The organism is Stenotrophomonas sp. YJH_SMC_119 (genome assembly GCF_059368315.1).
Genome location: NZ_JCAFRP010000001.1, coordinates 65,288 through 88,394 on the forward strand (window position 1 = coordinate 65,288; position 23,107 = coordinate 88,394).

Annotated in this window: 20 protein-coding genes and 3 tRNA genes; 1 reads left to right on the top strand and 22 read right to left on the bottom strand. The window is 64.9% G+C overall.

The window, feature by feature from the left end; genetic code table 11:
- Positions 1 to 75: 75 nt before the first annotated feature.
- The 22 genes from nusA to AC5P6S_RS00450 all read right to left on the bottom strand — a co-directional run bounded on the left by nusA (position 76) and on the right by AC5P6S_RS00450 (position 21,072).
- Entirely contained in the window at positions 76 to 1,587 is a 1,512-nt protein-coding gene (nusA, locus tag AC5P6S_RS00345) for a transcription termination factor NusA (RefSeq protein WP_005410449.1), read from the bottom strand.
- 4 nt (positions 1,588 to 1,591) lie between these two features.
- Positions 1,592 to 2,182 carry a ribosome maturation factor RimP gene (rimP, locus tag AC5P6S_RS00350; RefSeq protein WP_005410450.1) on the bottom strand — a complete coding sequence of 197 codons (591 nt, stop codon included), beginning with the start codon at positions 2,180 to 2,182 and terminating at the stop codon, positions 1,592 to 1,594.
- A gap of 377 nt (positions 2,183 to 2,559) precedes the next feature.
- A tRNA-Met gene (locus AC5P6S_RS00355) sits at positions 2,560 to 2,636 on the bottom strand.
- 82 nt (positions 2,637 to 2,718) lie between these two features.
- Positions 2,719 to 2,795, bottom strand: a tRNA-Met gene (locus tag AC5P6S_RS00360).
- A 129-nt stretch (positions 2,796 to 2,924) separates the two neighbouring features.
- Positions 2,925 to 4,385: an NADH-quinone oxidoreductase subunit NuoN gene (nuoN, locus tag AC5P6S_RS00365; RefSeq protein ID WP_049397768.1), complete on the bottom strand. Its 1,461-nt coding sequence runs from the start codon at positions 4,383 to 4,385 to the stop codon at positions 2,925 to 2,927.
- A gap of 15 nt (positions 4,386 to 4,400) precedes the next feature.
- On the bottom strand, positions 4,401 to 5,909 hold the full coding sequence (locus AC5P6S_RS00370) for an NADH-quinone oxidoreductase subunit M (protein ID WP_005410452.1): 1,509 nt from the start codon (positions 5,907 to 5,909) through the stop codon (positions 4,401 to 4,403).
- A 23-nt stretch (positions 5,910 to 5,932) separates the two neighbouring features.
- Positions 5,933 to 8,092: an NADH-quinone oxidoreductase subunit L gene (gene nuoL, locus AC5P6S_RS00375; RefSeq protein ID WP_005414069.1), complete on the bottom strand. Its 2,160-nt coding sequence runs from the start codon at positions 8,090 to 8,092 to the stop codon at positions 5,933 to 5,935.
- Positions 8,093 to 8,099: 7 nt separating this feature from the next.
- The gene (gene nuoK, locus AC5P6S_RS00380; protein WP_005410454.1) at positions 8,100 to 8,405 is read right to left on the bottom strand and encodes an NADH-quinone oxidoreductase subunit NuoK; all 306 of its coding nucleotides are present in this window, start codon (positions 8,403 to 8,405) and stop codon (positions 8,100 to 8,102) included.
- A complete protein-coding gene (locus tag AC5P6S_RS00385; protein WP_010486441.1) occupies positions 8,402 to 9,058 on the bottom strand; it encodes an NADH-quinone oxidoreductase subunit J in 657 nt (218 codons plus the stop codon). Before AC5P6S_RS00385 ends, nuoK begins: the two co-directional genes overlap by 4 nt.
- A gap of 9 nt (positions 9,059 to 9,067) precedes the next feature.
- A complete protein-coding gene (gene nuoI, locus AC5P6S_RS00390) occupies positions 9,068 to 9,556 on the bottom strand; it encodes an NADH-quinone oxidoreductase subunit NuoI (protein WP_005410456.1) in 489 nt (162 codons plus the stop codon).
- A 4-nt stretch (positions 9,557 to 9,560) separates the two neighbouring features.
- Positions 9,561 to 10,655, bottom strand: a complete 1,095-nt coding sequence (gene nuoH, locus AC5P6S_RS00395; protein ID WP_005410457.1) for an NADH-quinone oxidoreductase subunit NuoH — start codon at positions 10,653 to 10,655, stop codon at positions 9,561 to 9,563.
- Complete coding sequence (nuoG, locus tag AC5P6S_RS00400; protein ID WP_262247709.1) at positions 10,652 to 12,886, bottom strand: NADH-quinone oxidoreductase subunit NuoG; 2,235 nt, start codon at positions 12,884 to 12,886, stop codon at positions 10,652 to 10,654. Before nuoG ends, nuoH begins: the two co-directional genes overlap by 4 nt.
- Positions 12,883 to 14,223, bottom strand: a complete 1,341-nt coding sequence (nuoF, locus tag AC5P6S_RS00405) for an NADH-quinone oxidoreductase subunit NuoF (RefSeq protein ID WP_010486436.1) — start codon at positions 14,221 to 14,223, stop codon at positions 12,883 to 12,885. Before nuoF ends, nuoG begins: the two co-directional genes overlap by 4 nt.
- 4 nt (positions 14,224 to 14,227) lie before the next feature.
- Positions 14,228 to 14,755: an NADH-quinone oxidoreductase subunit NuoE gene (nuoE, locus tag AC5P6S_RS00410; RefSeq protein ID WP_005410460.1), complete on the bottom strand. Its 528-nt coding sequence runs from the start codon at positions 14,753 to 14,755 to the stop codon at positions 14,228 to 14,230.
- 97 nt (positions 14,756 to 14,852) lie between these two features.
- On the bottom strand, positions 14,853 to 16,160 hold the full coding sequence (locus tag AC5P6S_RS00415; protein WP_005410461.1) for an NADH-quinone oxidoreductase subunit D: 1,308 nt from the start codon (positions 16,158 to 16,160) through the stop codon (positions 14,853 to 14,855).
- Positions 16,157 to 16,906, bottom strand: coding sequence for an NADH-quinone oxidoreductase subunit C (locus AC5P6S_RS00420; RefSeq protein WP_005410462.1), 750 nt, complete (start codon positions 16,904 to 16,906; stop codon positions 16,157 to 16,159). The genes AC5P6S_RS00415 and AC5P6S_RS00420 overlap by 4 nt, the downstream gene beginning before the upstream one ends.
- 33 nt (positions 16,907 to 16,939) lie before the next feature.
- Complete coding sequence (locus AC5P6S_RS00425; protein WP_005410463.1) at positions 16,940 to 17,494, bottom strand: NuoB/complex I 20 kDa subunit family protein; 555 nt, start codon at positions 17,492 to 17,494, stop codon at positions 16,940 to 16,942.
- Positions 17,485 to 17,841: an NADH-quinone oxidoreductase subunit A gene (locus AC5P6S_RS00430; RefSeq protein WP_005414075.1), complete on the bottom strand. Its 357-nt coding sequence runs from the start codon at positions 17,839 to 17,841 to the stop codon at positions 17,485 to 17,487. Before AC5P6S_RS00430 ends, AC5P6S_RS00425 begins: the two co-directional genes overlap by 10 nt.
- 111 nt (positions 17,842 to 17,952) lie before the next feature.
- Positions 17,953 to 18,037 (bottom strand) — tRNA-Leu (locus tag AC5P6S_RS00435).
- 51 nt (positions 18,038 to 18,088) lie between these two features.
- Positions 18,089 to 18,526, bottom strand: a complete 438-nt coding sequence (secG, locus tag AC5P6S_RS00440; RefSeq protein WP_005410465.1) for a preprotein translocase subunit SecG — start codon at positions 18,524 to 18,526, stop codon at positions 18,089 to 18,091.
- 31 nt (positions 18,527 to 18,557) lie between these two features.
- Positions 18,558 to 19,313: a triose-phosphate isomerase gene (tpiA, locus tag AC5P6S_RS00445; RefSeq protein WP_005410466.1), complete on the bottom strand. Its 756-nt coding sequence runs from the start codon at positions 19,311 to 19,313 to the stop codon at positions 18,558 to 18,560.
- 781 nt (positions 19,314 to 20,094) lie between these two features.
- Entirely contained in the window at positions 20,095 to 21,072 is a 978-nt protein-coding gene (locus tag AC5P6S_RS00450; protein WP_005410467.1) for an isopenicillin N synthase family dioxygenase, read from the bottom strand.
- Positions 21,073 to 21,225: 153 nt separating this feature from the next.
- Here AC5P6S_RS00450 and AC5P6S_RS00455 point away from each other — a divergent pair, with 153 nt between their 5' ends.
- Positions 21,226 to 23,106 (top strand): DUF3413 domain-containing protein, encoded by a 1,881-nt coding sequence (locus tag AC5P6S_RS00455; protein WP_495204425.1) that lies wholly within the window; start codon positions 21,226 to 21,228, stop codon positions 23,104 to 23,106.
- Position 23,107 lies beyond the last annotated feature (1 nt).

Here is a 23,107-nt window from a genome sequence, read left to right on the forward strand (position 1 = left end):
GTGGGCGCCCCCCCGCATCTGGAGGTGGCGCGGATTCTACGCCCTGAGCGGCTCAGGGCCCTGTTCATTGCCGGCTCATTCGCCGCGTTCCAGTCGGGCGATCTCTTCGGCACGGGCGGCCAGGATCAGCGCAGCGGCGCGCGCCTGATCCAGTCCTTCGATGCCGAAGTCCATGACCTCGTCGGCGGCCAGGTCGGACAGGTCCTCGCTGGTACGCACGCCGTGGCCGGCCAGCGCATATGCGGTGGCTTCGTCCATGCCCTTCAGGGACAGCAGGTCCTGCGCCGGCTGGCCGTCTTCAAGGCCTTCTTCGACTGCCAGGGCCTCATTGAGCAGCGCATCGCGGGCACGAGCGCGCAGCTCTTCGACGATGTCTTCGTCGAAACCTTCCACGGCCAGCAGTTCGCCGACCGGGACATATGCGATTTCCTCGACGGTGCCGAAGCCTTCGCTGACCAGGATGCCGGCGATTTCCTCGTCCACTTCCAGCTTGTCCATGAACAGCTGGCGGGCCGAAGCCTGCTCGGCCTCCGACTTGGCGGTGACCTGGTCCTGGGTCATCACGTTGAGCTGCCAGCCGGTCAGGCGGCTGGCCAGGCGCACGTTCTGGCCGCCCTTGCCGATCGCCTGGGCCAGGCGGTCTTCGGCAACGGCCAGGTCCATCGAGTGCTTGTCTTCATCGACGATGATCGACTGCACTTCGGCCGGCGCCATCGCGTTGATGACGAAGTTGGCCGGGTTGTCGTTCCACAGCACGATGTCCACGCGCTCGCCATTGAGCTCGTTGGACACGGCCTGCACGCGCGAACCGCGCATGCCGATGCAGGCACCGATCGGATCGGTGCGCTGGTCGTGGGCGAGCACGGCGATCTTGGCGCGGTCGCCCGGATCACGGGCGCAGGCCTTGATTTCCACCAGGCCCTGGCCGACTTCCGGCACTTCCAGCTTGAACAGCTCGATCATGAATTCCGGGGCGGCGCGGCTGATGAACAGCTGCGGGCCACGGGGTTCCGAACGGACTTCGGCCAGGTAGCCGCGCACGCGGTCACCGGCGCGCAGCACGTCGCGCGGAATGCCCTTGTCCTTCGGAATGAAGCCTTCGGCATTGCCACCGAGGTCGACATAGATGTTGCCGCGCTCGGCGCGCTTGACCACACCGGTGATCAGTTCGCCGACGCGATCCTTCCACGCATCCACGACCTGCTGGCGCTCGGCTTCGCGCACGCGCTGGACGATGACCTGCTTGGCGGCCTGGGCGGCGATGCGGCCGAAGTCCGGGTTCTCGATCTGCTCTTCGATGTAGTCGCCGACGTCCACGCCTTCGGCTTCGTCGACGGCGTCCATCAGGCGGATCTGGCGGTCCGGCGATTCCATGACCACGTCGTCGGCCACCACTTCCCAGCGGCGGAAGGTTTCGTAGCTGCCATCCTTGTGGTCGATGACCACGCGGGTCAGCACTTCCTCGTCGGGATAGCGCTTCTTCGCTGCCGAGGCCAGGGCGGCCTCGATGGCATCGAAGATCACTTCACGCGGCACGCCCTTCTCGTTGGCGACCGCGTCGACTACCAGCAACAGTTCCTTGCTCATTGGCTCACTCCGCGCGCGGCTTCTTTGCCGCCGGCTCGTTGGAAGAAGAATTCGTGTTCGGCTTCGGACGCTTCGGCGCCGGACCGGTCGGCTTGCTCGGGGCCAGCCCCAGCGCCACCCAGTCGGGCATGATCCGTGCCTTGTCGATGTTGTCGGCCGACACCACCACTTCGGTCTTGTCGACGATGAAGGTGATGGTGCCTGCGGCCTCGTCGGTTGCCTCGATACGGCCCTGCAGGCGACGACGGTTGTCCTGCGGCAGCTTCAGCGTGACCTTGGCCGATTCACCCTGGTGGCGAGCGAACTGCTCCAGGTTGAACAGCGGGCGATCCACGCCCGGCGAGGACACTTCCAGCGTGTAATTGCCGCTGATCGGGTCTTCGACGTCCAGCTGCGCCGACACTTCGCGGCTGACCCGCTCGCAGTCGTCGACATTGATGATGCGCTCGGGCTGTTCAGCCAGCGGCACGTCGATGTAAAGGCGCAGGGTCGCACCGCCGGGGGCCGGCAGATACTCAACGCCCAGCAGCTCCAGGCCCAGCGACACAACGGTCGGGGCGAGCAGATTCGCGATGTCGGTTGCCTTGTCGCTCACAGCCTGCCTTGATCTCTTGGTTGGGTGCCGGCTTTGGCCGGCGTGAAAACATGACGCCCCGGAAACGACAAAGGGCCCGCTGGGCCCCTTTTCCGGAAAGACTCCGGTGACTGGATTCCGGTTGCAACCTGCAGTGCCTGCCGGTTGCGGCCCTCCTTCCGGGTCCGGACTCCCGCCGGGAGGCCGCCTTCAGGGGTACTGCTAGGCCGCTGATGATAGCGGCTGCACCGCGCTGGTGCAAGGTGCGGACCTGGGGTCAGATCCCTTTCCCGCGGAAAAGGGATCTGACCCCGATCACGCAGAAACGACGCAGCCACCCAAAGAAAAACGCCTTCGAAGCAGGACTTCGAAGGCGATCTCTTTACTTGCTCTTTACTTGGTAGCGGGGGCAGGATTTGAACCTGCGACCTTCGGGTTATGAGCCCGACGAGCTGCCAGACTGCTCCACCCCGCATCAGAAGCGGAATTATGAGCGTTGGCTCCAAAAAATGCAAGCTTTCCCTCATTCATCAAACCGGTTGGCGCCGATCTGAAGCTGGTAGCGGGGGCAGGATTTGAACCTGCGACCTTCGGGTTATGAGCCCGACGAGCTGCCAGACTGCTCCACCCCGCACCGGAAGTGTTTGAACTGTTGCCCTACTCTCTTTCGAGGAGGGCTACCGCAACGATGTTCTGGCTGAACCGCTGCAGTGACAACTCAGGCTGCGCATATTACACGAATCGCGCAGCTTTGTGTCAACTTTTATGCAAGATGCGCAAATGCCTGCTGGCACCAGACCATGATCGGGTTCCAGGCCAGGCCCAGCGCCAGCAGCGCCAGCGCGTTCACGCCCAGCACCAGGCCCAGCACGCGGTCGTTGCTGCGCGGCATGGCCTCGCCCACCGGCTCATCGAAGTACATGACCTTGATGACGCGCAGGTAGTAGAAGCAGCCGACCACTGCACACAGCACGCCGAGGATGGCCAGCCACAGCAGGCCCCCGTTGACGGCCGCGCCCAGCACCGCCAGCTTGGTCCAGAAGCCCAGGAACGGCGGAATGCCGGCCAGCGACGCCATGATGCACAGCACCAGGCCGGCCATCCACGGGTTGCGGGCATTGAGGCCCTTGAAGTCCTCGATGTTCTCGGCTTCGAAACCGGCACGCGACAGCGCGATGATCGCGCCGAAGGCGGCGGTGGACATGATGGCGTAGGCCAGTGCGTAGAACAGCGCGGCGGCATAGCCCTGCGCGCCACCACCGGCGATGCCCATCAGCAGGAAGCCGATGTGCGAGACGGTGGAGAACGCCAGCATGCGCTTGAGGTTGCTCTGCGCGATGGCCATCAGGTTGCCGATGACCAGCGAGACCGCGGCCAGGCCGGCGATCAGCAGCTGCAGTTCAGTCGACAGCGGACCCACGCCCATTTCCAGCAGGCGGTAGGCCATGCCGAAGGCGGCCAGCTTCGGCGCCGAGCTGATGAACAGCGCGATCGGTGCCGGGGCACCCTGGTACACGTCCGGCAGCCACATGTGGAACGGTGCGGCACCCAGCTTGAAGGCGACGCCGGCGATCATGAACACCGCACCGGTGATCAGCAGCACGCGCTCTTCCGAGTGCGGGATGGCGTCACGGATGACGTCCAGGTGCAGGCTGCCGGTGGAGCCGTAGATCAGCGACATGCCGTACAGCAGCAGGCCCGAGGCCAGCGAACCCAGCACGATGTACTTCATCGCCGCTTCCGAGGCCAGACCGTTCTCACGGTTGCTGGCAACCAGTGCGTAGGAGCACAGCGCCAGCAGTTCCAGGCCCAGGTAGACCATCAGCAGGCTGCCGGCCGAGACCAGAATCATCATGCCGGCGGTGCCGAACAGGATCAGCACCGGGATCTCGCCCTGGAACAGGTTGCGGTCACGCAGGTAGCGCCAGCCGTAGACCAGGGTCAGGCCGCTGAGCAGCACGATCCCGGTCTTCATCACGTCCGCGGCGGTATCGCGCACGAACATGCCATGGAAGACCTCGCCCTGCCCGCCCACGCCGGTGGCCAGCATGAACAGCACCACGGCCAGCGCAGCGAGCGAGAACAGGTGGGTGAAGATCTTGTTCCGGTTGCTGACGAACAGGTCGAGGATCATCAGGGCGAAGGCGCTGCCGATCAGCACCAGCTCGGGAGCGAGCGGTGGCAGGTCAGCGGCGGTCAATGGCAGCAGCGGCGAGGTGGTCATCATCAAATCCTGGAATTACAGCAGCTTGCTGGATGCGATCTGCATCGCCAGCTTCGCGATCGAGGGCTCCATCAGGTCGGTCAGCGGCTTGGGGTAGATGCCCAGGGCCAGCACGCCGATGGCGAACACGCCCAGCACCAGCCATTCGCGGCCGTTGATGTCCTTCAGTTCGGCCACGTGGCTATTGGCCACTTCGCCGAAGAAGATGCGCTTGTACAGCCACAGGGTGTAGGCGGCGCCGATGATCAGGGTGGTGGCCGCGCCCAGTGCGATCCACGGATTACGCTGGAAGGCCGACAGGATGACCATGAACTCGCCGACGAAACCGCTGGTGCCCGGCAGGCCCGCATTGGCCATGAAGAACAGCATGGCGAAGGTGGCGAACCACGGCATCACATTGACCACGCCGCCGTAATCGGCGATGCGGCGGCTGTGCATGCGGTCGTACAGCACGCCGACACAGGAGAACATCGCACCGGACACGAAGCCGTGCGAGATCATCTGCACCATGGCGCCCTGCAGGCCCAGGCGGGCAGCATCGGCGTTGCCGGCTTCACGCACCAGCCACAGGGCGATGAAGGTGCCCAGGGTGACGAAGCCCATGTGCGCGATCGACGAATAGGCGATCAGCTTCTTCATGTCGTCCTGCACCAGGGCGACCAGGCCGACGTAGATCACCGCGATCAGCGACAGCGCGATCACCAGCCAGGCCCATTCCTGCGACGCGTCCGGGACGATCGGCAGGTTGAAGCGCAGGAAGCCGTAGCCACCGATCTTCAGGGCGATGGCGGCCAGGATCACCGAACCGGCGGTCGGCGCTTCCACGTGGGCGTCCGGCAGCCAGGTGTGGACCGGGAACATCGGCACCTTGACCGCGAAGGCGATCAGGAAGGCGAAGAAGATCCAGGTCTGTTCTTTGGCCGACAGCGGCAGCGCGTACAGGTCGGCCAGCTGGAAGCTGCCGCCCTTCATGTACAGGTAGATCAGCGCCACCAGCATCAGCACCGAGCCGAGGAAGGTGTACAGGAAGAACTTCAGTGCTGCGTAGATGCGGCGCGGGCCACCCCAGACACCGATGATCAGGAACATCGGGATCAGCATGGCTTCGAAGAACACGTAGAACAGCATCGCGTCCGTCGCGGCGAAGATGCCGACGGTGACGCCTTCCAGGATCAGGAAGGCCGCCACGTACTGGTTGACGCGCTTGTCGATGGCGCTCCAGGCGCCGATCAGGGCAAGCACGCTGACCAGGGTCGTCAGCAGGATCAGCGCCACGGCAATGCCGTCCACGCCCAGGTTGTAGCCGATCTTGTACGCCGGGATCCAGGCATGGGTCTCGACGAACTGCAGGCCGTCGATGCCCGCGTTGTAGCCGCTCAGCAGCGAGAGGCTTGCAACGAAGGTGAGCACCGCGACGCCCAGCGACGCCCAGCGGGCAGTCTGTGCATCACGGATCGCAAGGATCAGGGCGCCACCGATGATCGGCAGCCAGATGAGGACACTGAGTAGAGGCCAGTTCGACACGTCTTCTTATTCCGTACAGGTCATCAACGCAGGTAATGCATCAGCACGCCCAGCAGGGCAATCAGGCCGATGATCATCGCGAAGGCGTAGTGATAGAGGAAACCGGATTGGGTACGACGCAGCACGCCGGCTGCAACGTCCACAACACGTGCCGAGAGATTGACCACACCGTCGACGATGTTGCTGTCGATCCAGCGCGAGACCTTGCCCAGCTTGACGCTGCCACCGGCAAAGCCATCGATCCACAGCTTGTCGAAGCCGTACTTGTTTTCCAGCACCGAAACGATCGGGGCGAAGGTCTTGCGTGCCTTGCCCGAGAGGTCCGGCTTCCACAGGTAGAACAGCGCAGCCAGCAGGAAGCCCGCCAGGGTCAGCCAGAACGGCGGCAGCATCATGCCGTGCAGCGCGAACGCGACCGGGCCATGGAACTCTTCACCCAGGAACGCGACGGTGTTCTTGGCCGGATCGTAGAAGTCGACGATGCCGGTGAAGAACGTCTGTGCCTGGCCCTTGATCGCCTCGTGCGCATGGTTGCCGGCCCAGTCGGTGCCGTGCAGCATCGGACCGATGCTGAAGAAACCGATGGCGATCGACGGGATGGCCAGCAGGATCAGCGGCAGGGTCACCACCCACGGGGTTTCATGCGGTTCATGCGGACCGTGGCCATGGCCGTGGTCGTCATGGGCATCGCCATGGTGGGCATCGGCGGCGTGGTGATCGTCATGGCCGTGGCCATGATCGTCGTGCGCGTCGCGGAAACGCTCCTTGCCGTGGAAGGTCATGAACAGCAGGCGGAAGCTGTAGAAGCTGGTCACCAGCACGCCACCCAGCACCGCCCAGTAGCCATAGGTGGCCACCCAGCTGTTCTGCATGTGGGCGTGGATCTCGGCCGCCTCGATGATCGTGTCCTTCGAGTAGAAGCCGGAGAAGAACGGCGTACCAACCAGGGCCAGCGTACCGATCCACATGGTGATGAAGGTGATCGGCATGTACTTGCGCAGGCCGCCCATCTTGCGCATGTCCTGCTCGTGGTGCATCGCGATGATGACCGAGCCGGCGCCCAGGAACAGCAGGGCCTTGAAGAAGGCGTGGGTCATCAGGTGGAACACGGCGGCCGAGTAGGCCGACACGCCCAGGGCGACGGTCATGTAGCCCAGCTGCGACAGCGTGGAGTACGCGACGACGCGCTTGATGTCGTTCTGCACGATGCCGATCAGGCCGGTGAAGAACGCGGTGGTGGCACCGATGAACAGCACGAAGTTCAGCGCCGTCTGCGACAGCTCGAACAGCGGCGACATGCGGGTGACCATGAAGATACCGGCGGTCACCATCGTCGCGGCGTGGATCAGTGCCGAGATCGGGGTCGGGCCTTCCATCGAGTCCGGCAGCCACACGTGCAGCGGGACCTGGGCCGACTTGCCCATGGCGCCGATGAACAGGCAGATGCAGATGACGGTGGCGATCGACCAGATCACCGGCTCGTTCAGCAGCTGCATGCCCAGGATCGTGCCGTCCCAGATCTGCAGCTGGGCGCGCGGGTCAGCCAGCATGCCGGCCTGCGAGAACACCTGCGAATAGTCCAGGGTGCCGAACACCCACAGCACGCCGGCGATGCCCAGCAGGAAGCCGAAGTCACCGACGCGGTTGACCAGGAACGCCTTCATGTTGGCGAAGATCGCGGTCGGGCGCTTGAACCAGAAGCCGATCAGCAGGTACGACACCAGGCCCACCGCTTCCCAGCCGAAGAACAGCTGCAGGAAGTTGTTGCTCATCACCAGGGTGAGCATCGAGAAGGTGAACAGCGAGATGTAGCTGAAGAACCGCTGGTAGCCCGGGTCGTCCTGCATGTAGCCGATCGTGTAGATGTGGACCAGCAGCGACACGAAGGTCACCACCACCATCATCATCGCGGTCAGCTTGTCGACCATGAAGCCGACGTGCGCCGAATACTGGCCGACTTCGAAGAACGTGTAGATGTTCTGGTTGAACGGCTGCGCGCCGCCCCACATCAGCTGGTAGAACGTGTACATCGACAGGCCGCAGGCTACCGCGACGCCGAGGATGGTGATGGTCTGCGCGCCGAAGCGCTTGACCTGGCGACCGAACAGGCCGGCGATGATGCTGCCGAACAGCGGTGCAAGCACCACTGCGATCAACAGACTCTTGGAGAGAGTGATTTCCATCTGTGGATCAGCCCTTCAACGAATCGACTTCGCCGACATTGATCGTGCGGCGGGTACGGAACAGGGTCACCAGGATCGCCAGGCCGATGGCGGCTTCCGCGGCGGCGACGGTCAGGATGAAGAACACGAACAGCTGGCCGGACGGATCGCCCAGCTGACGCGAGAAGCCGACGAAATTGATGTTCACCGACAGCAGCATCAGCTCGATCGACATCAGCAGGACGATGACGTTCTTCCGGTTGAGGAAGATGCCGGCCAGGCTGATGGCGAACAGCACCGCGCCAAGCGCAAGCATGTGGCCAAGGGTAATCACGGCTGGGTCTCCTCGCCGGTGGCCGGCTTGCTGTTGCTGTGCACGACCGGTGCTTCGGCGCCCATCTTGACCATGCGCAGGCGCTGGCCGGCCTTGACCATGGTCTGCTCACCCGGGTTCTGGCTCTTCACGCCGGTACGGCGACGCAGGGTCAGCATCACGGCGGCGACCACGGCCACGGTCAGGATGACGGCGGCGAACTCGAACGGCAGCAGGTATTCGGTGAACAGCGTGCGCGCCAGCCAGGTGACGTTGGAGCTGTCGGCAGCGACCGCAGCGGCGTTGTCGGCCGGGAACGGAGTGACCGCCCTGCCCTTCACGCCGATCAGGATCAGCATCTGCACCAGCATCGCCACTGCCACGATCAGGCCGACCGGCAGGTAGCGCACCCAGCCCTCACGCATCTTGGTGGGATCGATGTCCAGCATCATCACCACGAACAGGAACAGCACCATCACCGCGCCGACGTAGACCAGCACCAGCGCCACGCCGAGGAACTCGGCGCCCACCAGCAGCCACACGCAGGCAATGGAGAAGAAGGTCAGCACCAGGCACAGCACTGCATGCACCGGGTTGCGCACGCTGATCACCGCACCGGCCGAAACCGTTGCCGCGATGGCGAACACCCAGAAAGCGATATTTACCCAATCCATCTCTCGACCTCAGCGGTAAGCGGCATCGGCGGCACGACGCTCGGCGATCTCGTTTTCGAGACGATCGCCAAGGGCCAGCAGCTGCGGCTTGGTAACGATGTTTTCGCCACGGTTCTCGAAGTGGTACTCGAGGATGTGGGTTTCGACGATCGAGTCCACCGGGCAGCTTTCTTCGCAGAAGCCGCAGAAGATGCACTTGAACAGGTCGATGTCGTAGCGGGTGGTGCGGCGGGTGCCGTCCTCGCGCTTGGCCGAGTCGATGGTGATGGCCAGGGCCGGGCACACCGCTTCGCACAGCTTGCAGGCAATGCAGCGCTCTTCGCCGTTGGGGTAACGGCGCAGCGCGTGCAGGCCACGGAAGCGCGGCGACTGCGGGAACTTCTCCATCGGGTACATCATCGTGTACTTCGGCTTGAAGCTGTACTTCAGCGTCAGCCAGAGGCCCGCCAGCAGTTCGAGCAGCAGCAGGCTCTTGAAGTAATGGGTAATCCTGTTCATCACTTTAGACGCCCTTTTGAATCACGCCGAAGAACACCATGACGGCGGTAACCGCGATCCACAGAATGGCCAGCGGGATGAAGACCTTCCAGCCCAGGCGCATGATCTGGTCGTAGCGGAAGCGCGGGAAGCTGGCACGGAACCAGATGTAGGCACTGGCGAAGAAGAACACCTTGACGAACAGCCACGGTGCACCGCCCTTCCAGATCCAGTCGACCAGCGGCGAGACATCGCCGAAGTTGACCCAGCCCTGGACCGGGCTCAGCCAGCCGCCGAGGAAGAAGATCGAGATCAGGAAGCTGATCAGGATCATGTTCGCGTATTCGGCCAGGAAGAACAGCGCGAAGGCACCGCCGGAGTATTCGACCATGTGGCCGGCGACGATTTCCGATTCGCCTTCCACCACGTCGAACGGCGCGCGGTTGGTTTCAGCCACGCCCGACACCCAGTAGATGACGAACAGCGGGAACAGCGGCAGCAGGAACCAGTCGAAGAAGCCGGAGCTGCCGGCCTGCGCCATCACGATATTGCTCAGGTTCAGGCTGCCAGCGGCGATCATCACGCCGACCAGGGCGAAGCCCATGGCGATTTCGTAGCTGATCATCTGCGCCGAGGCGCGCATGGCACCCAGGAACGCGTACTTCGAGTTGGACGCCCAACCGGCCAGGATGATGCCGTAGATGCCCAGCGAGGTCATCGCCAGCAGGTACAGCAGGCCGGCGTTGGCATTGGACAGCACGATCTGCGAATCGAAGGGGACCACCGACCAGGCCGCGAAGGCCGGGGCCAGGGTGATCAGCGGTGCCAGCAGGTAGATCGCCTTGTTGGCGCTGCTCGGCTGGACCACTTCCTTGAACAGCAGCTTGAAGACGTCGGCGAAGGCCTGGAAGATGCCCATGCCCACGTACATCGGGCCGTGGCGGACGTGCATCCAGCCGATCAGCTTGCGTTCCCAGACCACGTAGAAGGCCACCGAGATGATCACCGGAACGGTGATCACCAGGATCTTCAGGATGATCCAGATCAGCGCGCCGATGTCACCGAGGCCCAGCAGCCACTGGTGCAGCGGGTCGACCGCGTTCAACAGCAATTCGTTCATGCAGCCACCACCGTTACGCGAGCGGCACCCAGCGGCGCGGTCGCGCCGTGGCCCGATTCAATCCAGACCGAACCCGCAGCGACGCGGGCGTCGACCACCACCGGCAGGGTGGCCTTGCCGGCATCGGTGCCGACCTTGGCCATCTGCCCTTCCTGCAGCTGCAGGCGAGCGGCATCTTCAGCGTTCAGCACGATGCGCGGGGCGTTGTTGAGCGGATGCGACTGCAGCGCCGGGGCGCGACGGACCACCGCATCGGTGCGGTAGATCGCGGCGGTCGAAGCCACTTCCAGGCCTTCGCCGGCAACCACCGGCTGCGCCGAAGCGGCAACGGTGACCGACACTGGGGCCAGGCTGGCACGCAGGCCGGCCAGGTCGGTGAAGTCGAAACCGGCCAGCGCCATGTCGCCGCCCAGTGCGCGCAGCACGCGCCACCCTTCACGGGCCTCGCCCGGCAGCTTGCCGCCGGCACGGGCCGACTGCTCGCGACCATCGAGGTTGGTCAGGGTGGCGTCGATTTCCGGCAGCGCACCGATCGGCAGGATCACGTCGGCGACGTCGCGGGTCGAGGCACAGGCGAACTGGCTGAAGGCCACCACCTGGGCACCGGCCAGCGCCTTGCGCGCGGCAGGTGCATCGGCGAAATCCAGGCCCGGCTCCAGGCCGTACACCACGTAGGCCTGGCGCGGCTGCGCCAGCATCGCGGCGACGTCCTTGCCGGCCGGCAGCACGCCAGCGCGGGTCAGGCCCACGGCGTTGGCGCCCTGCGGGATGCGGCACAGCTTGGCACCGGTGGCGGCGGCGAAGTCACGCGCGGCGGCGCGGATGGCGGCAGCCTGCGGGTGGTTCTCGGCGATGCCACCAACGATCAGCACGGTGTTGTTGCCGCCCTGCACGGCCGAACGCAGCTCGGCGCTGGCCAGCGCGTCGACGAACTTCGACGGCGCGACGATCTGCTTGCCGGCGATGCTGAAAGCGAAGTCGAAGTCCACCGGATTGACGACGTGGATCTTCGCGCCCTTGGTGGTCTGCGCCTTGCGCAGGCGGGCGTGCAGCAGCGGCAGTTCGTGGCGGATGTTGCTGCCCAGAACGACGATGCGGTCGGCGCCTTCGATCTCGGCCAGCGGCAGGCCGAACACTTCGGCGGTTGCGGCGTCGGAGAAATCGCGGTTGTTGATGCGGTGGTCGATGTTGCTCGAGCCCAGGCCCTTGGCCAGGCGGGCCAGCAGCGCGCCCTCCTCGTTCGAGGTGGACGGGTGCACCAGCACGCCCAGGTTGTCGCCCTGGTTGGCCTTGAGGATCTCGGCGGCCGCAGCCAGGCCTTCGGCCCAGCTCACTTCCTTCCACTCGCCATTGAGCTTGCGCAGCGGCTTGACCGCACGGTCTTCGCTGTACAGGCCTTGGTGCGAGTAGCGGTCACGGTCGGACAGCCAGCACTCGTTCACCGCTTCGTTGTCGCGCGGCACGGTGCGCAGCACTTCGCCGCGACGCACGTGCAGGAACAGGTTCGAACCCATCGCGTCGTGGTAACCCAGCGACTCGCGCGCGGTCAGTTCCCACGGGCGGGCGCGGAACTGGAACACCTTGTTGGTCAGTGCGCCGACCGGGCAGACGTCGACGACGTTGCCGGACAGTTCGGTGGTCAGCGGCTTGCCGTCGAAGGTACCGATCTGCAGGTTCTCACCGCGGTACATGCCACCCAGTTCGTAGGTACCGGCGACGTCGGCGGTGAAGCGGACGCAGCGGGTGCACTGGATGCAGCGGGTCATCTCGGTGGCGACCAGCGGGCCCATGTCCTCATCCGGCACCACGCGCTTGCGCTCGTTGAAGCGGCTGACCGAACGGCCATAGCCCAGCGACACGTCCTGCAGCTCGCACTCGCCGCCCTGATCGCAGATCGGGCAGTCGAGGGGGTGGTTGATGAGCAGGAACTCCATCACCGAGCGCTGGAACTTCAGTGCCTTCTCGCTGCGGGTGGCGACCTTCATGCCATCCATCACCGGAGTGGCGCAGGCCGGCGCCGGCTTCGGCGACTTTTCCACGTCCACCAGGCACATGCGGCAGTTGGCGGCGATCGGCAGCTTCTCGTGGTAGCAGAAGCGCGGAATCGAAATGCCGGCCTTGTCGGCCGCCTGGATGATCATCGAACCCTTGGGCACGACCAGGGACTTGCCATCGATTTCGATGGTCACGTGATCCGGTGGCACGTTCGGGTTTACGGGTTGCGCGCTCATGCGGCGGCTGCCTCCACCTTCTTGCCGTCAACCATCGAATGACCGTTGACGATGTAGTACTCGAATTCGTCCCAGAACTGGCGCAGGAAGCCCTGGATGGGCCATGCAGCCGCTTCACCGAACGCACAGATGGTGTGGCCTTCGATCTGGCCGGCCACCGCCTTCAGCTGGTGCAGGTCTTCCATCGTGGCCTTGCCGGCGACGATGCGCTCCAGCACGCGGTGCATCCAGCCGGTGCCCTCACGGCACGGGGTGCACTGGCCACAGGATTCCTTGTGGAAGAACTGGCTGATGCGGCAGGCGAACTTGACGCAGCAGACGCTGTCGTCGAGCACCACGATCGCGCCCGAACCCAGGCCGGAGCCCAGCGCGCGGATGGTGTCGTAGTCCATCGGCAGGTCCTTCAGCTCGGCCGCGGTCAGCACCGGCATCGACACGCCGCCCGGGATCGCGCCCTTCAGCGTGCGGCCCGGACGCAGGCCACCGGCCATTTCCAGCAGGTCGTGGAATTTGGTGCCGAGCGGCACTTCGAAGTTGCCGCCATTCTGCACGCAGCCGGACACCGAGAAGCACTTCGGACCGCCGTTGGCGGTCAGGCTCAGGCCCTTGAACCACTCCGGACCGTTGCGGATGATCGCCGGCACCGAACCATAGGTTTCGGTGTTGTTGATCGTCGACGGCTTGCCATACAGGCCGAAATTGGCCGGGAACGGCGGCTTGTAGCGCGGCTGGCCCTTCTTGCCCTCCAGCGATTCCATCAGCGCGGTTTCTTCGCCGCAGATGTACGCGCCGGCGCCCAGCGCGCCGTAGATGTCGATGTCCACGCCGCTGCCGAGGATGTTCTTGCCCAGCCAGCCGTTCGCATAGGCGTCGGCCAGGGCCTGCTCGAAGTGCTCGAACGGCTCGTGGTGGAACTCACCGCGCAGGTAGTTGTAACCCACGGTCGAACCGGTGGCGTAGCAGGCGATCGCCATGCCTTCCACCACCGAATGCGGGTTGTAGCGCAGGATGTCGCGGTCCTTGCAGGTGCCCGGCTCGGATTCGTCCGAGTTGCAGAGGATGTACTTCTGCATGTTGCCCTTGGGCATGAAGGACCACTTCAGGCCGGTCGGGAAGCCTGCGCCACCGCGGCCGCGCAGGCCCGAGGCCTTGACCATCTCGATGACCTGCTCCGGCGGGATCTTCTCTTCGAGGATCTTGCGCAGGGCGGCGTAGCCACCGGTCTTCAGGTAGCTTTCGTACGACCACGGGGTGTCGTAATGCAGGGTGGTATAGACCACCTGGTGCGGCAGCGGCGCGGGGCCGACCGGACCCTTGGATTCGTGGTGATGTGCCATGCCCTTACTCCAGCCCGTCCAGCAGCTCGTCGACCTTTTCCAGGGTCAGACGCTCATGGTAGTGACCGTTGATGACCATCATCGGCGCGCCACCGCAGCCAGCCAGGCACTCTTCCTCGCGCTTGAGGTAGACGCGGCCGTCCGGGGTCGATTCACCGTGCTTGATGCCCAGCTTCTTCTCGCAATGGCGCACGATGTCCTCGGCGCCATTGAGCCAGCAGCTGATGTTGGTGCAGATGGCCACGTTGTTGCGGCCGACCTTCTCGGTCTCGAACATCGAGTAGAAGCTGGCGACCTCGTAGGCCCACACCGGCGGCAGATCAAGGTACTTGGCCACGCCGGCGATCAGCTCGTCGGTCAGCCAGCCCTGGTTCTGCTCCTGGGCCGCATGCAGGCCCTGCAGCACGGCAGAGCGCTTGCGGTCCGGCGGGAACTTGGACAGCCAGTGATCGATGTGAGCGCGGGTCTTGTCGCTCAGCACCACCATCGGGTCGACGTCGCGCGCCGCCTCGAAATTACCTGTCGCCTTCATCGGCCGACCTCAGCGAAATGCATAACGTGAAATTCCAGAAACTGCGGCGCCGGCTTGCGCCGGCTGCCTGCAGCGGGCGTTGGCGTGGCGGACGGCATTACCGGTCAACCTCGCCGAACACCAGGTCGTAGGTGCCGATCATCGCCACCACGTCGGCCAGCATGTGGCCGCGCACGATCGAATCGATCGAGGACAGGTGGGCGAAGCCCGGCGCACGCAGGTGCACGCGGAACGGCTTGTTGGCGCCATCGGAGACCAGGTAGCAGCCGAATTCGCCCTTCGGGGCTTCCACCGCCGAGTAGGTCTCGCCGGCCGGCACGCAGTAGCCTTCGCTGAACAGCTTGAAGTGGTGGATCAGCGCTTCCATGTCGTCCTTCATGTCCTCGCGCCTGGGCGGAGCGACCTTGAAGTTCTTCACCATCACCGGGCCCGGGTTGGCCTTCAGCCACGCCACGCACTGCTTGATGATGCGGTTGGACTCGCGCATTTCGGCAACGCGGACCAGGTAGCGGTCGTAGCAGTCGCCTTCCTTGCCCAGCGGGATGTCGAAATCGACGGCATCGTACTTGGCGTACGGGCGCTTCTTGCGCAGGTCCCAGGCCACGCCCGAGCCACGCAGCATCACGCCGGTCATGCCCCACTGGTGCGCCAGTTCCGGCGTCACCACGCCGATGCCGACGGTACGCTGCTTCCAGATACGGTTGTCGGTCAGCAGGGTTTCGTATTCGTCGATGCGCTTGGGGAACTCGACGGTGAAGTTCTCCAGGAAGTCCAGCAGCGAGCCCTCGCGCGAAGCATTGAGCTGCTTCAGCGCCTTGCCCTTGTGCCAGCGCGACTCCTTGTACTTCGGCATGTGGTCCGGCAGGTCGCGGTAGACACCGCCCGGACGGTAGTACGCCGCGTGCATGCGTGCGCCGGAGACTGCTTCATAGCAATCCATCAGCTCTTCGCGCTCGCGGAAGGCGTACAGCATCACCGCCATCGCACCCAGGTCGAGCGCGTTGGAGCCCAGCCACATCAGGTGGTTGAGGATGCGGGTGATCTCGTCGTACATGGTGCGGATGTACTGCGCACGCTCCGGCGCCTCGATGCCCATCAGGGTCTCGATCGCGCGCACGTAGGCGTGCTCGTTGCACATCATCGACACGTAATCCAGTCGATCCATGTAACCGATCGACTGGTTGAACGGCTTGGACTCGGCCAGCTTTTCGGTACCACGGTGCAGCAGACCCACGTGCGGGTCGGCGCGCATGATGGTTTCACCGTCCATTTCCAGGATCAGGCGCAGCACACCGTGAGCGGCCGGATGCTGCGGGCCGAAGTTCATGGTGTAGTTGCGGATTTCCTGCCGACTTTCGGCGGCGTTGCTGGCGAATGCTTCGCCGGCCTGGTGTACGTGGCTCACTTCACTGCCTCCTGCGCGCGCTCACCTTCTGCGGTCTGCAGACGGGCGTCGTCGCGGATCACGCGCGGCACGCCGACACGCGGCTCCACCGAGGTGACCGGTTCGTAGATCACGCGCTTCTTTTCTTCGTCGTAGCGGACTTCGACATTGCCGATCAGCGGGAAGTCCTTGCGGAACGGATGGCCGACGAAACCGTAGTCGGTCAGGATCCGGCGCAGGTCCGGGTGGCCTTCGAAGATCACGCCGTACAGGTCGAACGCTTCGCGCTCGAACCAGTTCAGGCCCGGCCAGATGCCGGTCAGCGAGGACACCACCGGCAGTGCTTCGTCAGGGGCGAAGCAGCGCAGGTGCATCATCAGGTTGTGCTGGTACGAGCGCAGCTGGGCGACCACGGCGAAACGCTGGGTCGGCATGTGCTGCGGGCGGGCGCCGTCGGCGCCATTTTCCTCGGTGGGGAACTCGCCCCACGCGAAGCGGCCCTGGGCCTTGCCTTCGACGCCACGGCTGAAGCCCTGCGAGGACACGTCGGCGGTGTCCCATTCGTCGGAGCCATAACCGAGGTAGTCGACGCCGCAGAGATCCACGGCCTGCTCGAAACCAAACTCGTCACGCAGCGCCAGCGCGGTGGCATGCCACTCGGCGGCAGGCACCTCCAGCGTCACTTCGCCGCGGGGTTCGACCACGATGACCTTCGCACCAGCGAAACGTGCGGAGAGTCGGTCGATGAAGGATGCTTGCTCTGCCATGGGGGCTTGGCGCGCTCTTGTAGTGTGGAAGGGTCAGCGGGCGATGGTCTGTGTACGCCAGATCTTCTTCTGCAGCTGCAGGATCCCGTACACCAGCGCCTCGGCGGTCGGCGGGCAACCCGGGACGTAGACGTCCACCGGCACCACGCGATCACAGCCGCGCACGACAGAATAGGAGTAGTGGTAATAGCCGCCACCATTGGCGCAGCTACCCATCGAGATGACCCACTTCGGGTCCGGCATCTGGTCGTAGACCTTGCGCAGCGCCGGGGCCATCTTGTTGACCAGGGTACCGGCCACGATCATCACGTCGGACTGGCGCGGCGACGGGCGGAACACCACGCCGTAGCGGTCAAGGTCCAGGCGCGCGGCGCCGGCGTGCATCATCTCGACCGCGCAGCAGGCCAGACCAAAGGTCATCGGCCACATCGAGCCGGTGCGCGCCCAGTTCAGCAGTGCATCGACGCTGGTGGTGACGAAGCCCTTTTCCAGCAGCGGGTTGTCGCCTTCCGGCCGCAGGATGTCATCAACCCGGCCTTCCGGCGTGGGGTTGTTCATGAGGCCATCGAGAGTCTGAATCACTCCCATTCCAGCGCTCCCTTCTTCCAGACGTAAATGAAACCGAGGAACAGCATGCCGACGAACAGGCCCATGGTGACGAGCGAACGCGCGCCCAGCTCCATGAAGACCTGGGTCCACGGCACGATGAAGATGATTTCCAGGTCGAAGACGATGAACTGGATCGCGATCAGGTAGTAGCGCACGTCGAACTTCATGCGCGCGTCTTCGAAGGCCTCGAAGCCGCACTCGTACGGCGACAGCTTTTCCAGATCGGGGCGGCGGGGACCGAGGAATCGACCAACCAGCATCAGCGTAATGCCGATACCGGTGGCAACGATCAGAAACAGCAGAGACGGCAAATATTCGGCCAGCACAGCGATTCTCTCTTGCCTCTGCCGCTGCGCCTGCAGGCGCTTTGGCATGGGGGAGTGGACGGGAATCTACCTGGCGCCTTGCGCGCCAGGCGAACCCGCTTTACTTACAAATGGTGCCCAAGAGGGGACTCGAACCCCTACGACCTAAGTCGCTACCACCTCAAGGTAGTGCGTCTACCAATTCCGCCACCTGGGCAAACGATCACATCAGACTATCTTCCCGATGCGCCGCGTATTGTAACCGGCTTCAGTGTTTCTGGGAGCCTTCCGAAGGCTTTTCTTCACCAGAAACCGAAGATTCCGCCTGAGCCGGCACATTCGCGGCCGGAACCGGGGCGGCCGGGACCGCATCAGCCTTCGGAACGGCCGGCAATTCGCCTGCCGGAGCCGCCGGAGCGACCGCCGCCGGGGCGGACATCAAGCCCAGATCCTGGTCGGCCGCCGGACGACTGCCATGACCGGCATACCAGGCCATGAAGAGGCTGATGCCGAAGAACACGACGGCCAGCCACTTGGTCGACTTGGACAGGAAGTTCGAGGCGCCACGCGCACCGAACACCGTACCCGAGGCGCCGGCACCAAAGCCCGAACCCGCCGCCGCACCCGAGCCACGCTGCATCAGGATCAGCGCGATCATGGCCACAGCGACCAGCACGTAGACGACATTGAGGATCAACATCAGCATTGGAAACCGCCCTCGGACAATACTTCTAGGATTAGTTCGCGGCCGCCGCCCTTGCGATGGCCAGGAAGTCCGCAGCCACCAGGGAGGCGCCGCCGACCAGCCCACCATCGACATCCGGCTGCGCGAACAGTTCCCCGGCATTGTCGGGCTTCACGCTACCGCCGTAAACAATGGGCAGTGAATCAGCGATTCTAGCATCGATACGCGCGACTTCGCCACGGATGAACGCGTGCACCTGCTGTGCCTGCTCCTTGGTGGCGGTACGGCCGGTACCGATGGCCCAGACCGGCTCATAGGCGACCACAGCCTGGGCGAAACCGGCCGCGCCAACCAGCTCCAGCACCGGTGCCAGCTGGCTGGCGATGACCGCTTCGGTCTGCCCGGCCTCGCGCTGTTCCAGGGTCTCGCCCACGCACAGCACCGGCACCAGGCCGGCGTGCTGGGCGGCGGCGAACTTGCGCGCGACCAGCTCGCTGCTCTCGTGGTGGTACTGGCGGCGCTCGGAATGGCCGACCAGGCCATAGCGGGCCCCGACCTCGACCAGCATGGCCGCGCAGACCTCGCCGGTGTAGGCGCCCTTCTCGTTGCTGCTCACGTCCTGCGCGCCAAAGGCCAGGCCGGTCTCGCCGAAGTCCTCGACCAGCTCGCCCAGGTACGGCAGCGGCGGCAGGATCACCACGTCCACCCCCTCCAGCGGCAGCCCGGCAGCCACCTGCCCCAGCAGTTCATTGGCGAATTGACGGCTGCCATGCAGCTTCCAGTTTCCGGCGACGATCTTGCGGCGCATGAGCGGGTGGCTCCTGTGTGAAGTCAGCCGGTCATGATACCCGCTGCGGCAAAAATCCGTTTCCTTGTAAGCGGTTACATGGATTTTCAGCCAACGGCGCAGCCCCTCGTGGCGGGGGGGGACGGGGGGGCGGGGTTTGGTGGCTCGCGGAGAGCCAGGCTAGATCCAGGGCTTGGCCGGGCGGGTGGGACTGCGCAGGGGACGCTGCAAGTACGTCCATGTAAGCTCGATCGCCGCATCCATGCGGCTCACGCCCCTGCGCAGCCCCACCCGCCCGGCCTCTGACACAGTCCGGCGGTTCCGCCCGCCACGGAAAGAAAAAAGAAGAGCAAGAGCAAAGGCAAAAGCTGCATTCCGGGTTGCTGCCGGCTGGACCAACCCCTACCCCACTTCGATCCGACAGATCTCATCCACGCAAGGCGTGGATCTACCGTGTCGACCAAGGTCGACACCCACCAACCGTCACCGGGAAACTGTCGAAGGCGGGGAGGTGTGGGTTGGCAGGACCGTTGGCGCCATGGATGGCGCCATCGAGCCCCCAGGGGTGAGGGCGCTTTGCTTGCGAAGCACCGCTTCGCAAGCGCCCGAACGCCCAGCCGCCAGCGGCTGGGCCGGCCTGGGGGTTCGCGGCGTGTCCTGCCAACCCACACCGCCCCGCCCAACACGCAGAAACCCAGAGCCGCTTTGGCTTTGGACTTGCCGGCCAGCGGCCGGCACTGCCGCGGGTGCAGGGTGCAACCCTGCAAAGACAAAGGCCGCCTTTCGGCGGCCTCACTTTTCTTTACTTCAGCTTGATCTCGCGCAGGCGCTCCTCGAGGAAGCCGTGGGCGGTGATCGGCTCCGGGTACCGGCTCGGGTTCTCCGGGGTGATGCACGAGGGCAGCACGTCGATCAGGAAATCCGGGTTCGGGTGCAGGAAGAACGGCACCGAGTAGCGCGGCTGGCGGGCCAGCTCGCCCGGGGGGTTGACCACGCGATGGATCGTCGACGGGTACACATGGTTGGTCAGGCGCTGCAGCATGTCGCCGATGTTGACCACGATGGTGTCCGCGTCCGAGGTGAACGGCACCCACTCGCCCTCATGCGACTGCACCTCCAGGCCCGCGGCGCTGGCGCCGACCAGCAGGGTGATGAAGTTGATGTCGCCATGCGCGCCGGCACGCACGTTCGGGATGTCGTCGGTGGTGATCGGCGGGTAGTGGATCGGGCGCAGGATCGAGTTGCCGAAGTTGGTCTTGTCGGCGAAGAAGTCTTCCGGCAGGCCGATGTGCAGGGCCAGCGCGGACAGCACGCGCGAACCCAGGTTGTCCAGCGCCTGGTACAGGCCGTAGCCGCGCTCACGGAAGCCCTCGACCTCGGTCGGCCACAGGTTCGGCGCCATCACGTCGCGGTACTTGGAGTCGTCGGCGATTTCACGACCGATGTGCCAGAACTCCTTCAGGTCGAAGTGCTTTGAGCCCTTGGCGGTTTCCACGCCGAACGGGGTATAGCCGCGGGCGCCGCCGCTGCCGGCCACGTGGTACTTGCGCTTGACCTCTTCCGGCAGGGCGAAGAAGGCCTTGAAGGCATCGTAGGCCGCGTCGATGTCGGCCTGCGGAATGCCATGGTTGCGGATGCCCGCGAATCCCCATTGGCGGTAGGCCGCGCCCAGCTCGGCCACGAAGGCCTCGCGGTCGCTGTCGAAACGGGTGATGTCGAGGGTGGGGATCTGGCTCACAGCAATTCCTGGCTTGTCATTGGGTCTGGGGGGCCTGCGCATTCATGGCCCGCCTGAACATTGTGACAGATCACCCGGCGGACGCTACTCGATCCTCGGAAACAAATCGATACAATGCGCGACCTGCGCACAATTTAACGAATCCATCACGTTGGCAGCGCAAGCCCCGACCGCGCCTCCCCGACCCGACGCACCATGCCCGACGCCCCAGCCGCCATCGCCCTTCCCTCTGCGGGCCCTGCCCTTCGCTGGCGCCGGCTTGCGTGGTGGTCCCTGTTCGTCCTGGGCAATGCGCTGCTGGCGACGGTGATCACCCTCGGCAACGTGCCGCTGTACGACAACCCGGGCGGCCGCCAGGGCCTGGCCTATCTCGCGATTGCCCTGCCCGGGCACCTGCTCGCCTTCGGCGCGCTGGCCGGCGCGCTGCCACTGCTGCTGGGCCTGTGGCCGCGCAGCGCGCGCACGCTGAGCATCAGTGCGGTACTGCTGCAGGGCTTGTGGTTGTGCCTGCTGCTGGTCGACGCCAAGGTGTTCACCCTGTACCGCTTCCACCTCAATGCCATGGTCCTGAACATGGTGTTCGGCGGCGCCCTGCAGGACCAGGTTGCGTTGTCGTGGAAGACCTGGGTACAGGTCGGCCTGCTGGTGGCGGCCATTTTCACCGCCGAGGGCATCCTGGCCTGGGCGTGCTGGAAGCTGCTGCCGGCCGCGCCCCGCCGGCGCAGGGTGCTGCAGGCCTGGGCGGTGGTCGCCCTGCTGATGGCGAGCGGCCAGGTGGCCACCGCCTACTACGACGCACGCGGCGACCGTGACGTGATTGCCCAGTGGAACTACCTGCCCTGGGCCCAGCCGATCACCGCCAAGAGCTTCATGCGCAGGCTGGGCGTGGTCAGTGAACAGCAGGTCGGCCTGCCCGATCCTCGCCATGCGCAGCTGCTGTATCCGCTGCAGCCACTGCGCTGCCAGAGCCCACAGCGGCCCAATGTACTGATGGTCGTGCTGGAATCGCTGCGCCACGATGCGCTTACTCCGCAGATCATGCCGAACACCTCGGCACTGGCGGCCTCCGCTCGTGTCTACGACCGCCATTTCAGCACGGGCAACGCCACCCGCTATGGCCTGTTCGGCCTGCTCTACGGCCTGCCGGGCGGCTACTGGCAAAGCATGCTTGACGAACAGCGCGGCTCACAGCTGTTCAAGGTGCTGGGCCAGCAGGGGTACGACCTGCATCTGTACGGCAGCGCGCCGATGTACAGCCCGGAATTCGACCGCACTGCATTTGCAGACGTCCGCGACCAGCTGCACCAGGGCCCGCCCGGCCTGGGTTCGGAAGGCCGTGACAGCAGCATCGTAGCCTCGCTTCAGAAGGACATCCGTGCAAGCCAGGCAGCGCACACGCCGTGGTTCGGCTTCGTCTTCCTCGATTCCACCCATGCGCCCTACCACATGCCCGCAGGCTACCCGCCGCTGGCGACCCCGATGGCGCAGGAAATCGACTTCCTCAGGTTCGGTCCGGACCACGACCCGGCCCCGGAACTGAACCGTTACCGGACCGCCGTGCATTACGCCGACAGCCTCGTCGGCACCCTGCTGGACGATCTGCGCGCGCAGGGCCTGGATCAGAACACCATCGTCCTGGTCACCGGCGACCACGCCGAGGAGTTCAACGACCTGAAGCTGAACTACTGGGGCCACAACGGCAACTTCTCCGACTACCAGCTGCAGGTACCGTTCGTGCTGCACTGGCCCGGCCAGGCCAGCGGCCATGAGACACGCACCAGTTCACATGAGGACTGGGTGCCGACGTTGATGCGCCACGCCCTGGGCTGCGAGAACGCACTGAGCGACTTCAGCACCGGCCAGGATCTGCTGGCCGAACCCGCAGGCGAGCGCGCACTGGTGGTGGAAAGCTGGTCACAACGCGCCGTCCGCCATGGCAATGTCATCTACGTGTTCGACAAGTTCGGCAATGCGACGGCGCTTGACCTGCATTACCGCCCGCTCCCGCGCCAGGCCCCGGATGCCGGCGCCGTCCGTACCGCATGGGAAGCGCTGACCCGCTTCCGCAACCGCTGAC

Excerpts from the sequence above, each read along its gene's own strand:
- nuoL (WP_005414069.1), bottom strand. The coding sequence starts at position 8,092 with ATGGAAATCACTCTCTCCAAGAGTCTGTTGATCGCAGTGGTGCTTGCA.
- nuoN (WP_049397768.1), bottom strand. The coding sequence starts at position 4,385 with ATGACCACCTCGCCGCTGCTGCCATTGACCGCCGCTGACCTGCCACCG.
- nuoG (WP_262247709.1), bottom strand. The coding sequence starts at position 12,886 with ATGAGCGCGCAACCCGTAAACCCGAACGTGCCACCGGATCACGTGACC.
- AC5P6S_RS00450 (WP_005410467.1), bottom strand. The coding sequence starts at position 21,072 with ATGCGCAGGCCCCCCAGACCCAATGACAAGCCAGGAATTGCTGTGAGC.
- AC5P6S_RS00385 (WP_010486441.1), bottom strand. The coding sequence starts at position 9,058 with ATGGATTGGGTAAATATCGCTTTCTGGGTGTTCGCCATCGCGGCAACG.
- nuoI (WP_005410456.1), bottom strand. The coding sequence starts at position 9,556 with ATGAACAGGATTACCCATTACTTCAAGAGCCTGCTGCTGCTCGAACTG.
- nuoH (WP_005410457.1), bottom strand. The coding sequence starts at position 10,655 with ATGAACGAATTGCTGTTGAACGCGGTCGACCCGCTGCACCAGTGGCTG.
- nuoE (WP_005410460.1), bottom strand. The coding sequence starts at position 14,755 with ATGAAGGCGACAGGTAATTTCGAGGCGGCGCGCGACGTCGACCCGATG.
- AC5P6S_RS00455 (WP_495204425.1), top strand. The coding sequence starts at position 21,226 with ATGCCCGACGCCCCAGCCGCCATCGCCCTTCCCTCTGCGGGCCCTGCC.
- AC5P6S_RS00425 (WP_005410463.1), bottom strand. The coding sequence starts at position 17,494 with ATGGGAGTGATTCAGACTCTCGATGGCCTCATGAACAACCCCACGCCG.
- nuoF (WP_010486436.1), bottom strand. The coding sequence starts at position 14,223 with ATGGCACATCACCACGAATCCAAGGGTCCGGTCGGCCCCGCGCCGCTG.
- secG (WP_005410465.1), bottom strand. The coding sequence starts at position 18,526 with ATGCTGATGTTGATCCTCAATGTCGTCTACGTGCTGGTCGCTGTGGCC.
- nusA (WP_005410449.1), bottom strand. The coding sequence starts at position 1,587 with ATGAGCAAGGAACTGTTGCTGGTAGTCGACGCGGTCGCCAACGAGAAG.
- AC5P6S_RS00420 (WP_005410462.1), bottom strand. The coding sequence starts at position 16,906 with ATGGCAGAGCAAGCATCCTTCATCGACCGACTCTCCGCACGTTTCGCT.
- tpiA (WP_005410466.1), bottom strand. The coding sequence starts at position 19,313 with ATGCGCCGCAAGATCGTCGCCGGAAACTGGAAGCTGCATGGCAGCCGT.